The 13446-nt window shown below is 46.5% G+C and carries 11 protein-coding genes; 4 read left to right on the top strand and 7 right to left on the bottom strand.

Features of this window, described 5'->3' with window-relative positions; translation table 11 throughout:
* Positions 1-5 precede the first annotated feature (5 nt).
* Positions 6-2075 (bottom strand): alpha-amylase family protein, encoded by a 2070-nt coding sequence (locus KOG47_RS12510; RefSeq protein ID WP_215244335.1) that lies wholly within the window; start codon positions 2073-2075, stop codon positions 6-8.
* A 151-nt stretch (positions 2076-2226) separates the two neighbouring features.
* On the opposite strand from KOG47_RS12510, the gene KOG47_RS12505 reads away from it, so the two are divergent.
* Positions 2227-2850 (top strand): hypothetical protein, encoded by a 624-nt coding sequence (locus KOG47_RS12505; protein WP_078146294.1) that lies wholly within the window; start codon positions 2227-2229, stop codon positions 2848-2850.
* Between the two features lie 39 nt (positions 2851-2889).
* Here KOG47_RS12505 and KOG47_RS12500 read toward each other — a convergent pair whose 3' ends face one another.
* Both KOG47_RS12500 and KOG47_RS12495 read right to left on the bottom strand, forming a co-directional pair.
* On the bottom strand, positions 2890-4932 hold the full coding sequence (locus KOG47_RS12500) for a heavy metal translocating P-type ATPase (protein WP_214691461.1): 2043 nt from the start codon (positions 4930-4932) through the stop codon (positions 2890-2892).
* 110 nt (positions 4933-5042) lie between these two features.
* Entirely contained in the window at positions 5043-5405 is a 363-nt protein-coding gene (locus tag KOG47_RS12495) for an ArsR/SmtB family transcription factor (protein ID WP_015880762.1), read from the bottom strand.
* Positions 5406-5554: 149 nt separating this feature from the next.
* Here KOG47_RS12495 and yhfH point away from each other — a divergent pair, with 149 nt between their 5' ends.
* A complete protein-coding gene (yhfH, locus tag KOG47_RS12490) occupies positions 5555-5713 on the top strand; it encodes a protein YhfH (protein WP_015880761.1) in 159 nt (52 codons plus the stop codon).
* Positions 5714-5747: 34 nt separating this feature from the next.
* On the opposite strand, the gene KOG47_RS12485 is transcribed toward yhfH, so the two are convergent.
* The 3 genes from KOG47_RS12485 to KOG47_RS12475 form a co-directional block, all read right to left on the bottom strand.
* Positions 5748-6080 carry a fluoride efflux transporter FluC gene (locus tag KOG47_RS12485; RefSeq protein WP_078147891.1) on the bottom strand — a complete coding sequence of 111 codons (333 nt, stop codon included), beginning with the start codon at positions 6078-6080 and terminating at the stop codon, positions 5748-5750.
* Between the two features lie 10 nt (positions 6081-6090).
* Positions 6091-6477, bottom strand: coding sequence for a fluoride efflux transporter CrcB (gene crcB / locus KOG47_RS12480; RefSeq protein WP_215244334.1), 387 nt, complete (start codon positions 6475-6477; stop codon positions 6091-6093).
* A gap of 79 nt (positions 6478-6556) precedes the next feature.
* On the bottom strand, positions 6557-7759 hold the full coding sequence (locus KOG47_RS12475) for an ornithine--oxo-acid transaminase (RefSeq protein WP_015880758.1): 1203 nt from the start codon (positions 7757-7759) through the stop codon (positions 6557-6559).
* 155 nt (positions 7760-7914) lie between these two features.
* Between KOG47_RS12475 and KOG47_RS12470 the strand changes: the two genes are divergently transcribed.
* Positions 7915-9969, top strand: a complete 2055-nt coding sequence (locus KOG47_RS12470; protein ID WP_031420968.1) for a sensor domain-containing protein — start codon at positions 7915-7917, stop codon at positions 9967-9969.
* A 17-nt stretch (positions 9970-9986) separates the two neighbouring features.
* Here the strand turns inward: KOG47_RS12470 and KOG47_RS12465 are convergent, their stop codons facing one another.
* Positions 9987-11390: a basic amino acid/polyamine antiporter gene (locus KOG47_RS12465; protein ID WP_215244333.1), complete on the bottom strand. Its 1404-nt coding sequence runs from the start codon at positions 11388-11390 to the stop codon at positions 9987-9989.
* A 223-nt stretch (positions 11391-11613) separates the two neighbouring features.
* On the opposite strand from KOG47_RS12465, the gene KOG47_RS12460 reads away from it, so the two are divergent.
* On the top strand, positions 11614-13239 hold the full coding sequence (locus tag KOG47_RS12460) for a peptide ABC transporter substrate-binding protein (RefSeq protein WP_215244332.1): 1626 nt from the start codon (positions 11614-11616) through the stop codon (positions 13237-13239).
* The last annotated feature ends 207 nt before the right edge of the window (positions 13240-13446 follow it).

Below are 13446 nucleotides of genomic sequence, written 5' to 3'. Positions count from 1 at the left end.
TTTTTTCATCTCATCTCGTACACTTTGACTTCTCCCGGTTTCAAATCGACCACGAGATTCCAATTGTCATCAAACGAATGCTCCGCATACGGCCACGAATCAGGTGAATAGACCATCTCCGCAAAACGACTCGCATTCCAATTTCGACGTCTCACCCCATCAAGCGTGACAACTCCTCGTAGCGCATCTACCATGTTCGTATTCGCTACGATGAGCAACGTATCATTCGTTTCCGGTCGTAACCAAGCGAATCCAATGAACGGGGCGAACGGCTCATTTAAAACGAGCGGTTCAAAGTGATTCGGATCCACGAGCACATCTAACCATCGACGTCGAATTTCAGCCACTTGATGCATCACTTCAATCATTTCATCCCGTTCTGGATGATCCCAATGAAACTGATACGCATCAAAAAACGCAAGCTTGCCAAAATAAGGATCCGTCGGGAAGAGTTGATACGCCTCTTCCGGTCGACAATCGAGTCCAGTGTTCATCGGTTGTGTCTCATACAATTCGAGCCCCGAGTTCGTCATCGGAACCCCATTAGGCATAAATCCGTTCAACACCGTCAACAAGCGGCTTGCTTTTCGTCCGCCTTCCCGTGTCGCGAGTCGTCGCGTATCTGCCGTTTCACCTGCTGCAAATACCGGAAGAGGTAAAAAGCGTGAATCGTATAAGAATTGATGGGTTTCATGCGTGTTGAATCGCGGTTCTTTATAAAAACCATATCCGATAATCATATTATAGCCAGCGTCCTTCGCCGCCCAGGCTCCGGACTCGATGAGTTCTTCAGCGATAAAGCTGAAATTCGAATCGATGGCACGCGGTTGTTCCAAAATTCGTTGTGCTAAATCGACCGGAAGGGCATGCCCCATATCAATACGCGCTCCATCTATACCGTATTCCCGTTGATAGTGAGGAATGATATCAGCGAGCATCTCCCAAACAGGTTCATTGATCTCATTTCCTCGGAATTGATTGGATTTGATCGAGTCAAACAGGATATAAGGTGCAATGTTCGCATCGTTCACATAAGGTGCCGCTGCAAGCGGATGGTCTAAGAAAAGTCGGAAATAGGTTACGTCTGACCATGGTGGTTGCGGGTCATTGATACAATCCGAGAAAGCAGGTGCAGTTGTCAATCCGAACTCTCGTTCAATCATCGCCAATACGTTTTCTTCTGGATGCTCGAGCAACGTGTTACGTACACGATCCCATTTCTCCGCATCAATCAAATTCGGTGCCATGGAGAACCGTCGCAAGTGTTGCCATACGTCTTCTGAGTTATACACCATCGGCAAGAAAGCAAATTCCGGTTTGACGTTCTCCCCAATGCCCGGAACATATGGCGGATGATAGTAATCGACTTCCGTCAAGGGAATCCAGTAAAACCATTCCGGATTTTCTAAGATGAGACGGTTATCTCGGGCACACGTCCGCGGGATGACATCGATGACGACACGAATCCCTACCATGTGACAGGCCTCCACGAATGCGGCAAATTCTTCTTCGACCGTCATCTCGTCACCAGTTAACGTTTCCTTTAACTCTTCATCAATTGCGAAAAAGTCTTGAACGGCATAAGGAGAACCGAATTCACCCTTCTTGTTTTTATGGCTGTGTTGCGAAATCGGCAAGAGGAATAATGTATCGATCCCCATATAGAGAAGATGTGGAATCAATGCAAGCGTTTTCACAAAAGTGCCTGTGTCTTTCATTCCCACTGAATTCTCCCTTTCAACGTAACCCGACCCGTCATGGTCCCATGAGGTCGATGTACGAACTTGCATGGAGTAGACCGATGCCCGTTTGATCCAATCCCCCCCGGTTTGTAAATGTCCGTCTGCAAGCGCAATGGAAGTACGATAGTCGCGACTTTCATGTGCATACGGGAAAATCGTTTTTTCAATCGTTTCCAACAAGAAATCATATGGATTGACACGTTCCACCCCATCTCGAACCGGCTCGGAATGGAAACGCATACGATTCCAAAGACTCGGAATCTCATAGGTAAGATTGGTTCGCTTGTTTCGTAAAACCTGGCACAGCTTGTGTAACGTCGAGTTCTCTGACATATTGACTCTCCTTATGCATCTAATTGTCTTCTCTCATCAAGAGACACTACTCTTAATGATTATACATTTCCCCGTTTTTTCCTTTTTCAAAAAAATATTTTCTGTCGTTTTTTACAAAATCATGTACGATGTAGAAGAAAGGAGGGTCACGATGTCACAACGAAAGTGGATTTTATTATGGATCAGTTTATCAATCTTATCTATTTCGATTATTTTTATTTTTATTTTTCAATTGAAAGAAACAAATGAGCGTCTCGAAACCATTCAAGGCGAACAACTCGACTCCTATGAATCGATTGAAGACGTGATGTATTATAACGTCGAACGGGCAAATGCCATCCGTGGATTACTCGCATATGAAGACCGACACTTTTTAGAGATGTACTATAGCATGTCTCGACAAGCCAAAGACCTTAAACAATCCATCATCGATGACCCGGACACACCGAGCTCTGTCCTCGATTTACTCGAACGAGATGCCATTTGGGAAAAGGAAGCCGATCGCGTTCTCGTCATCTATGAAGAAGGCGACTTAGTGAAAGCGACGGCTGTCGCAGAAACGATGACAGAACTTCGGCAAACGATTTTAGAAGATTTACGGTCTCTCAAACAAATGCAATACAAAGACATTCATAAAGAGTTGATTGCGGCAGAGAATCAAGTATCTTTCTTGACACAAGTCCTTTTCACCATCACTTTTTTACTTCTTGCTATTATTGTCATCCTCACCTTTATGTTGTTGCGCATTAAAACGCATCACGACAGAATCGAATAAAAAAAGAAGTGTCTCAGGTACAAAACCGAGACACTTCTTTCATGATGTCATACGAAGTAACCGCGTCGCGTTCGCGATGGCAAGAAGCGCCACTCCCACGTCCGCAAATACCGCTTCCCACATCGTTGCGATGCCGAACAATCCTAAAAGCATGACAAGTGCTTTGATTCCAAAGGCAAAGAAAATATTTTGCCAGACGACGCGCTTCGTTCGTTTGCCTAGCTCAATGGCCCGAATGACATCCGTTGGCGCATCATGCATCAATACCACGTCCGCCGCCGTGACTGCTGTATCGCTTCCGACGCCACCCATGACGAGACCGACGTCTGCCCGGGCCAAAGCCGCCGCATCATTCATACCATCCCCGACAAAAGCAACTTTACGCGTTCCGAGCATCCGTTCGATTGCCTCCACTTTCTCGTGCGGCAGCAACTCCCCTCGTACTTCATCCAATCCGAGTTGCTTGCCAATTTTTGTAGCGACTTCTCGACGATCTCCAGATAGCATGACCGTCTGGATTCCGATTCGTTTCAATTGTTCGATTGCAGCCATCGCATCCGGCTTTACCGTATCCATCAGTTCGATTCGTCCAAGCCAACGATTATTCTTCATCACATGTACATTCGTCCCGATTGACGAATCTGCAATCACTTGACCTAACCGTTCCATGTAACGGGCACTCCCTACATACACCTCGTCGTCACCATCTCGTGCACGGAGACCATATCCCGGCTCCTCTTGAATCGAATCAAACGATTGAACCTCCCCAGCACGACGGACGATTGCTTGCGCAAGAGGATGATTGGATGCTTGTTCGACACGGGCAGCTAACCGTAACAGTTCATCGCTAGTGATGCCGTCTGTCGTCACGATATCGGTCACTTCAAATCGCCCGGTCGTCAATGTCCCTGTTTTGTCGAAGACCACTGTATCCACTTCAGTCAACGTGTCAAGGAACTCGCCACCTTTTACAAGAATCCCTTGTTTCGATCCAGAACCGATCCCCCCGAAATAACCTAACGGGATAGAAATCACAAGTGCACACGGGCAACTGATGACGAGAAAAATCAAGGCCCGGTAAATCCATTCATTTAAGTCCCCGACAAACAAGGGTGGAATGAATGCGACAAGTGTAGCCATGACTACCACGATCGGCGTGTAGACTTTTGCCAATCGTGTGATCATTTGTTCCGTTTTTGCTTTCTTTCCATTCGCCTCTTCGACGAGAGCAATCATTTTTTGAAGGCTCGACTCAGCCGCGAGTTTCGTCGTTTCAACGACGAGGCGCCCCTCGATATTGACCATACCTGCCAACACTTCCTCGCCCGCGCTCACTTGCCTTGGAACGGATTCACCTGTCATAGACGATGTATTTAGGGAACTCGCCCCACTCACGACGAATCCGTCCATCGGGACTAGTTCTCCTGAACGAATGACGAGATGTGACCCAACCGACACGTCTTCCGGCAATCGTTCCATTTCCTGACCCGCCTCGAGTACACGCGCCCGGGTCGGTTTCATATTCAACAAGGACTGAATCGATTTTCGGGAGGCGCGTACCGCCCGTCCTTGCACGTATTCACCGAGCTGATAAAACAGCATGACTGCTACCGCTTCCGGGTATTCTGAAATGGCGAATGCCCCGATTGTCGCAATGGTCATTAAAAATTTCTCGTCAAACCATTCCCGGTTCCATACGTTCCGGACCGCACCGTATACGACGTCGTAGCCAGCAAGTGAATATGCCGCAATGAATCCTAAAGTCGAATCTGTCCAAATGGCCATCGAAAAAATAAGAGCGGCTGTGAGAAATCTCCAAAGCGTCCAATCTCGTCCTTCGGTTTGATCATCATCTTGTTTTACAAACTTCGCTCCCGGTTCAATCCGCCCCATCGTCTGCTCAATTGACTGAAGCATCTTGTCACGGTTCGACGGGTCCACCCATTCAATCACCATACGACTCGTCGCAAAATCAATTTGACAAGATGCGACTTCTTCACGTTTCGATACATCTCGCTCAATCTTAGCTGCACAATTCGTACAGGTAATACCGGACACAGAAAGTACGTCTCGATTTCTCATCATATCCCCCTAACATTCAAACGTTCATTTGAATATATCGTAACGTGAATTTTAATCGAAGACAAGTACCAAAAAAATGACCGCCCCTCGAATGGGGACGGTCATTGAACTTAAACGTCTTTTTGTTCTTCACTGTGTGTCAATGCAATTTCAACGAGCTGTCTCACATGCTCATCATCCAATGAATAATAAACGACTTTCCCTTCTTTACGATACTTTACCAACCCTTGTTCGAGTAATGTCCGTAAATGGTGAGATGCGGTCGCGTTAGAGTGACCGATAACGGCCGCCACATCGCATACACATAGTTCATGTTCGAGCGTCAACACATACAGCACTTTTAGACGGGTCGGATCAGCGAACGCTTTAAACAAACGACTGACTCGAGGCGCATCTAATTGCGCCAAGGCGGTTTGTAGCGTTGGAACGTCCTCTGATTGAATTCCAATCGTTTCACACTGTGGCACTTTCATTTTTTTCACCTCGTCTTTTGATGTGTATAGTGTAGCAAAAAATCCTGAATATATCTGTTATATATTATGGTTGACTTAATGTCATCTGTTATAATACAATCATGACAACAACCAATACTGTGACACATCTACGAAGGAGGCATTTTCATATGAATGAATGGGCGAGCCGACTCGAATCATCTGTCGAGTTTTATCAAAAACTACCGGACAAAACGTGCCAGGAATGCGGGAAGCATATGGATGAACAGTGCGAATCATACGAAACGACTTGTGCTTCATGTACCGAGAAGCTTCAACTTGCAGAATAAAACAACGCCCCTTCGAGATGGAAGGGGCGTTGTTTCAGATTGACCAGCCGATATAAGCAGCCAGTATTCCAAACAGATATGTGGCAAGGAGATAAAGTCCGAATCGAATCCAGTCTTTTGTCGCAAACCGCATCAATTCAAGTTTCAAAGTCGAAAACGTCGTAAACGACCCTAAAAATCCAATCCCTAAAAAGAGAAGGAGCGACGGATGGCTCGTGTGGGCATATAAATACCCAAGAGCAAACGAACCCGACACATTGACGAATAATGTTGCAAATGGAAAGGTGGAATCAGACCACCGTTTCATCAGTTGACCGATAGCAAAACGACACATCGCACCAAAAAAGGCACCTGTCGCAATCCACATAATTGTCACTCTATTTCACCTCACCTTTTCGTCTCACGCCGACACGATAACCAAGCCATGAGCTCCCGAGTCCAAGCGTGATACTCAAAAAGACGTATAGAAGCGCCAACCCTATCCGACTTTCGTCTAATAATCGAATCGTTTCAACGCTAAACGTGGAGAATGTAGTGAAGGAACCAATCATTCCAGTCCCCACAATCGTGACGAATTGAGGAGAAAGTTTACCCGTTCGAAGAAACATGTGAGTCAACCACCCTAACAAAAAACTACCGCTGAGATTGATGAGCAATGTCGAAACCGGGAATGCGCTCGGTCCAATCGAATCGATCATCATACCAAGGCCATAGCGTGCCAAAGCACCGACCGCCCCTGCCAATCCGACATATACGTAAATCATTCAACTCCTCCTCCACGAAAAAGACACCTGCTAGGCAGGTGTCGATTGAACTGACTTCATTATACCAAGCTGACGCTTCTTACGAAATAGCTGCGGGAGCCAATACGGCTTCGATTGCTTCGAATGCTTGGTCGAGTTCTTCTTTCGTGATCACAAGCGGTGGTGCCAATCGAATCACGGTTTCATGTGTTTCTTTACAGAGAAGTCCCCGCTCTTTTAGCGCCTCACAATAAGGACGAGCCGACTCCGTCAACTCAATGCCGATAAAGAGTCCACGTCCGCGAACGTCACGAATCATCGGATTGTCGATCGACTTCAAGCGATCCATGAAGTACGTCCCGAGTTCTAGCGAACGTTCCGGTAGGTTTTCTTCTTCTAACACTTCAAGAGCCGCGACGGAGACAGCCGAAGCAAGCGGGTTTCCACCAAACGTCGACCCGTGCGAGCCTGGGTTGAAGACCGAAAGAATCTCCTGATCAGCTGCAACACATGAGATTGGGAAGACTCCGCCTCCGAGTGCTTTTCCGAGAATATACATATCCGGTGTGACGTCTTCCCACTCGATGGCAAACCACTTTCCAGAACGACCAAGTCCAGACTGAATTTCATCTGCGACGAAGAGGACATTATGTTCTTTACAGAGCTCAGATGCCCGCTTCAAATAACCAGCCGGCGGAATGATGATTCCAGCTTCCCCTTGAATCGGTTCAACGATGAACGCAGCTGTATTCTCTGTGATCGCCGCTTCGAACGCGTCGATATCACCGTATGGCACAACTTTGAACCCTGGCAATAATGGTCCGAATCCACGCTGATATTCCGCTTCTGTCGACATCGACACAGCAGCCATCGTCCGTCCATGGAAGTTTCCTGAGCAGACGATGATTTCCGCTTGTCCCGGAATGCCCTTCACGTCATATGCCCAACGACGTGCTGTCTTCACGGCCGTCTCGACCGCTTCTGCACCCGTGTTCATCGGTAACACCATCTGTTTCTTTGTAAGCGTTACCACTTTGTCGTAAAAACGTCCGAGTTGATCGTTATAAAAGGCGCGCGACGTCAACGTGATCTTATCCGCTTGATCTTTAAGCGCTTGGATGATCTTCGGATGACAGTGTCCCTGATTGACAGCAGAGTATGCACTTAACATATCCATGTAGCGATTCCCCTCAGGATCGGTTACCCAAATCCCTTTCGCCTCCGAAATGACAATCGGTAGTGGATGATAGTTATGTGCCCCGAACTTCTCTGTCAATTCAATCACATCATGTGTTTTTGACATATTGTTTCCCCCTTATTCAAAACTATCTTACTCTTTCAGTATATGACGTCCCTCTTTCTTTTGACAATGACGAACTTAAGCATTCCTTGAATTGGCAAAATCAGGTACACTGACATTAGAATATGCATTTAGCATGACAGATTGGAGGAAATGATGTGGCTTCATTGCGTGATTTACCAGTAGATGAATTCATCGATGCTTTATCTGTTCCGTGTTGTTATATTTCTCAAGATGGTACGGTCCTATTATGGAATACGCATGCCGAAGTTTTATTCGGCTGGGAACGTGACGAAGTCCTCCATCAACCGCTGCCGGTCGTCCGGCAATTAGATCATGCTCTCGAAACATGGTCGCCGCTCCTCCTTCAATATCCATTCTCGACAACGGCGATGACGCCGTTTCAACATAAGGATGGCTCCGTCATCTATGCGACTGCCTACCTGCAATCTTTTTCGCTCGAAGGGATTTATGGTTATTTTTTAGCGTTTCTCCCAAAAGGATTTGGACCGCTCATCAGTACAGAACAGTTCAATCTACTTCATCATTTTCAAGAGATGATCAAACAGTCCACGCATTACTTGGCGACAAATGCGAAAGGCGAGATTGTAGACATCAATCCTTCGTTATGCCGTCTACTCGATGCGACGGAGCAACAGCTAATCGGACGCGAATGGTTCGAACTCATTCATGATTCAAGTGAACAGGACGGGATTTCGCGTAACGTTTTAAAATCACTTGCGACCAATCGGATTTGGAACGGTGAGATGCCGATCTCCTGTAAGCAACATGAGTCAGAGCCGTGTTGGCTTAACTTGACTGTCGTACCGATTGTTAGTGAGAAGAATGAAGTGATTCAATATACCGCATTCGGATTTGATGTGTCGGAAAAGAAACGTCTTGAAAAAGAAGTCCAGTTCCTCGCTTATCAAAATGAGTTGACCGGACTTTATAATAAAAAAGGGTTTTTACGTCGCTACGACTCAATCCTTCGACAAATCGATGAGCGAGAAGGTCTCCTTCATATTGCCTTGTTTGATATCGACCGCTTCAAAATTATCAATGAGTCATTCGGGTCTCGCGTTGGGAACGAACTTCTCATCCAAATCAAAGAGCGCGCACTGCATCTTATTCCGGAATCCGCTCTTTTATTCCATCCTACGGGCGGACTGTTCGGTGTCATGTTCTTCGAGGAATCGAAAGAAGAAGTGTTCCAAGTACTCCGACATCTGCAACACGAACTGCAACGTCCGTTCCGGATTTACCATCACTCCATCATGGTATCGATTTCGATCGGATGCGTATTTTATCCGTCTTCGACAAGTTCACTCGAGGAACTGTATACACGTGCTGAAAGTGCCCTCTTCAAAGGGAAACAGATTGGCGTCGGTACGATTCAATTTGTGACAAAAGATATGGATGCCGCTTTCTCGAGACAAATCCATATTGAGAAGGCGATGTACCGAGCCCTTGAAGAAAAGCATTTTTATCTTGAGTATCAACCAAAGTATGAACTTGCCACAGACCGGCTCATCGGTTTTGAGGCACTCCTTCGTTGGCATCACGACGAACTGGGACAAATCCCGCCTTCAGAGTTCATTCCGCTCGCGGAAGAGATGGCACTCATCGTTCCCATCAACAACTGGGTCATCTTAGAGGCAACGAAACAACTGAAAGCCTGGAAAGCCGAGTTCGATCAACCGCTCTCGATGGCAATCAACATTTCGCCTAATCAATTCCGAAGCGACAGTTTTTTGAATACGTTACGAAACATCAAGCAACAACTCCAGCTCGACCCGGCAGACGTCATTTTGGAGATCACGGAAAGTCTTGTCATGCAACAAACTGATGAAATCATCGAACGCATGGAACAAATCAAGCGCTTGAACTATCGACTGTCGATTGACGATTTCGGAACAGGCTTCTCGTCCTTGCAGTATTTGAAGTCCTTCCCGGTCGATGAACTCAAAATCGATAAAGTCTTTCTCGATGATTGGATGGCGTCCAAATCTCATCTCCTCGATGTCATCGTCCATCTTGGGAAGAGTTTAAATCTCCACGTCGTCGCAGAGGGAGTCGAAGATGAAGAGATGTTGGCACACTTAAAGTCGACAGATTGCGATTCTTTCCAGGGCTATTTATATGCGAGACCTGCTTCACCAAGTGTAATCGAACAATTACTCCGATCATCAAAAAACTCACCGGACGCTTGAGACGCCGGTGAGTTTTCTTATAGGGCAATCGCGGCTGTCCAAAGTCCATAAATGCCATAGGTCGCACATAATAGAATAATCAAGGCAATCATCGACTGGGTACGGGTCAAGAACGGTCGTCCTTGTTCCCGTTCTGCCAAAAGAAAGACGAAGATGCCGGGTGCGTATAGAATCATCGCAATCAAGACATACTCGACTCCCGAAGCGTAGAGTAACCAGGCGGCGTATAGCGAGGCAATCCCGGAAACGACCATCAACCGTAGCGACGTCGTCCGCTTCGCCTCCATCCATCCATAGAGTGCCGAGAATAGATAAGGAACGAGTGCTGCGATTCCAGCGATGCTTGAAAGCACGAGATACGTCTGTTCTGAAAACAAGGCGATGGCCGTAACGACTTGAGTGAACGCTTGGGTGATGAATAGCGCGTTTACCGGTGTCTCGTTCGCATTCAAACGGTGAAATACTTTCGGAAACACCCCATCTCGGCTCGCTACGTACGAAATCTCCGTCGCTAAAATCGTCCAGCCGAGCAATGCGCCTGTTAATGACACGAGCAGTCCGATGTTAATCAATGTTGCGCCGAACGGGCCGACGACCGCTTCTAACACATATGCCATCGACGGTTCAGGCAACGCAGCGAGTTGCTCCTGTGTCATGACACCAAACGAGAAGATGGAAATCATCATATATATCAATAAAGTTCCAATCAGACCAATGACCGTGGCACGACCGACATCTTTTTTATGACGTGCGCGCGACGACAACACGACCGCTCCCTCGATCCCGACAAACGCCCAAAGTGTGACGAGCATCGTTGACTTCACTTGTGGAAACACATCCGCCCAAACAAACCCTGTTTCTCCCCAAAAATCGACTTGGAACGTATCTATTTTAAACGCGAATAGGATCAACACGATGAACAAGATAATCGGGACGAGTTTCGCAATCGTTGTCACGATATTGAGAAGTGCCGCTTCACGCATCCCACGTGAAATGAGCCAAAATAAGCCCCAAATCAAAACGACACTCACAAACAAGCGAAACAGTCGGTGTTCTGCTGAGAATATAGGAAAAAAATAAGCCAATGTACTGAAAATCAATGTGATATTGGCTACCGTCCCAATCCAAGCCGACATCCAGTACCCCCATCCGCTGTTGAATCCCACAAACTTCCCGAAACCTTCACGGGCATAGGCGTAAATTCCGCCTTCTAGCTCTGGTCGCGTGTTTGCTAAAAACTGAAACACGAAGGCGAGCATAATCATGCCGACACCCGTAATCCCCCATCCAATTAAAACTGGTCCGACCCCCGCCCCTTGTGCCATTGCACCAGGCAGGTTAAACGCACCTCCACCAATCATGGTCCCGACGACCATTGCCGCAAGACCGAAAAAGCCGATTCCGGCTGAATGTTGTTTCAAGTTAACGCCTCCACTACTATCCTATCTGTACGAATAACTATACAAAAATATTGTATAATCATTCGTTGATTTTTCTATTCTACTTCCTGAAAGGATTGATGAATAGTCATTCTAAATAAGTTTATATTTTCGGATAATTTGAAAAATTCCATTGCATATTCATGTCAGATGTAGTTTAATTACAACATATTCTAAATTATCAGAATTTTCGGGAGGTTGTATGATGCGTAACAAAAAATGGTTAGCGTTATCGGGGGTCGCATTATTGGCGACGGCTGCTTGTAGCACAGGAGATGACTCATCAAGTTCAGAAGGTTCATCTTCGAGCGATGCGAAAAAAGAAATCACAATGGTATCGGCGACGGACTTGCCGCAGCTCGATCCGACACTGACAACAGACTCGACATCGATCATCGTGACAAACAACGTGTTCGAAGGATTGTATCGTCTAGATGAGAACAACCAACCGACACCGGGGATTGCCGAAGATGTCGAAGTATCTGAGGATGGACTTACATACACGTTCAAGTTACGTGACGCAAACTGGTCAGACGGTTCTCCAATTACAGCTGAAGACTTCGTTTACTCTTGGAAACGTGCCCTCAATCCTGAAACAGGTGCAGAGTATGCCTATATTCTTCAAGACTTGAAAAACGCGAACAAAATCCTTGCGGGTGAAATGTCGCTCGACGACCTCGGCGCAAAAGCGATTGACGAAAAAACGCTTGAAGTACAATTGGAAGCACCAGCTCCTTATTTCTTAGGTTTGACTGGATTCCCAACGTATATGCCGCAAAAACAAGAGTACGTCGAAGAGCAAGGCGAAGAGTTCGCAACATCTGTCGACAAGACACTCTATAACGGACCTTACGTCTTGAGCGAGTGGCAAGACAATGCAGGATGGGTTTACAAGAAGAACCCTGAATATTGGGATGCTGAAAACGTCAAGATGGACACGATCAACGTCAAAGTCGTAAAAGACGTATCGACTGGGGTCAACTTGTTCGAGTCGGGTGAAGCGGACTACACGCTCCTCTCTTCTGAATTCGTTCCGCAATTCGAAGACAGCGACGAGTTCAAAACGCGTGCCGATGCTCGAATCAACTTCCTTCGTTTCAACCAAAAGAACGAAGCGCTCCAAAACGTCAACATCCGTGAAGCACTTGCGAAAGGATTCGACAAACAGAGTGTGACAGATGTCATCTTAACAGATGGATCGCAACCGGCGAACTATATCGTAGCGAAAGACTTCACGTTCACAGAAGACGGAGCTGACTTCCGTGAGAAGTATCCAGACCTCCTCAACTACAACGTAGATGAAGCAAAAGCCGCGTGGGAAAAAGGATTAGAAGAATTAGATGTTGAAACAATCGAACTCGAGTTCCTCTCACGTGACGAAGAAGCGTTCAAGAAAGTGAACGAGTTCATCAAAGGCGAACTTGAGAAGAACTTGCCTGGTTTGACACTTAACATCAAACAGCAACCGTTCAAAAACTTCCTTGATCTTGAAGGGAAAGGCGAATATGACGTTTCTGCAGCTGGTTGGGGCCCTGACTATCAGGATCCGATGACATACCTCGACATGTGGGTCACAGACGGACCGTTTAACCGTATGGAGTACTCGAATGACGAATATGATCAGTTGATTCAATCTGCGAAGAAAGAAGCCGATCAGATGAAACGTTGGGAAGCAATGCAAGAAGCAGAACGCATCCTTCTCGAAGAAGACTTTGCCATCGCTCCGATTTATCAAAAAGGTGAGGCATACTTAGAGCGTTCAAACATCGAGAACATGTACCGTCACCCGTTCGGTGCCGATGCAAGTTTCAAGTGGCTTGACGTGAAATAATGATTGTAACCTCCTTGATTCCTACATGGACCAGGGAGGTTTTTCTGTCGTGAAAGTCTCTCTATAAAGAGTTTGACACTGCGGTTCACCTTATTAGCTGTCACGATCTGCATCATGAATGTATCTGGATTGGATGACAAGCACATCTACTTCGCCTCCATTTTGGTTGCTCGAGACACCTTGGTTTTCTTTGTACGTCATTCATCT

This window comes from Exiguobacterium sp. s121, from assembly GCF_018617245.1.
GTDB classification, from domain to species: Bacteria; Bacillota; Bacilli; order Exiguobacteriales; family Exiguobacteriaceae; genus Exiguobacterium; species Exiguobacterium profundum.
The sequence above is the reverse complement of the archived record's forward strand: the minus strand, read 5'-3'. Positions and strand labels throughout refer to the sequence as shown.

What these genes read in the sequence shown, in the direction of transcription:
- KOG47_RS12485 (WP_078147891.1), bottom strand. Translation starts at nt 6,080, where the DNA reads ATGTGGATTGCGACAGGTGCCTTTTTTGGTGCGATGTGTCGTTTTGCT.
- KOG47_RS12495 (WP_015880762.1), bottom strand. Translation starts at nt 5,405, where the DNA reads ATGAAAGTGCCACAGTGTGAAACGATTGGAATTCAATCAGAGGACGTT.
- yhfH (WP_015880761.1), top strand. Translation starts at nt 5,555, where the DNA reads ATGAATGAATGGGCGAGCCGACTCGAATCATCTGTCGAGTTTTATCAA.
- KOG47_RS12500 (WP_214691461.1), bottom strand. Translation starts at nt 4,932, where the DNA reads ATGAGAAATCGAGACGTACTTTCTGTGTCCGGTATTACCTGTACGAAT.
- KOG47_RS12505 (WP_078146294.1), top strand. Translation starts at nt 2,227, where the DNA reads ATGTCACAACGAAAGTGGATTTTATTATGGATCAGTTTATCAATCTTA.
- KOG47_RS12475 (WP_015880758.1), bottom strand. Translation starts at nt 7,759, where the DNA reads ATGTCAAAAACACATGATGTGATTGAATTGACAGAGAAGTTCGGGGCA.
- KOG47_RS12460 (WP_215244332.1), top strand. Translation starts at nt 11,614, where the DNA reads ATGCGTAACAAAAAATGGTTAGCGTTATCGGGGGTCGCATTATTGGCG.
- KOG47_RS12510 (WP_215244335.1), bottom strand. Translation starts at nt 2,075, where the DNA reads ATGTCAGAGAACTCGACGTTACACAAGCTGTGCCAGGTTTTACGAAAC.
- crcB (WP_215244334.1), bottom strand. Translation starts at nt 6,477, where the DNA reads ATGATTTACGTATATGTCGGATTGGCAGGGGCGGTCGGTGCTTTGGCA.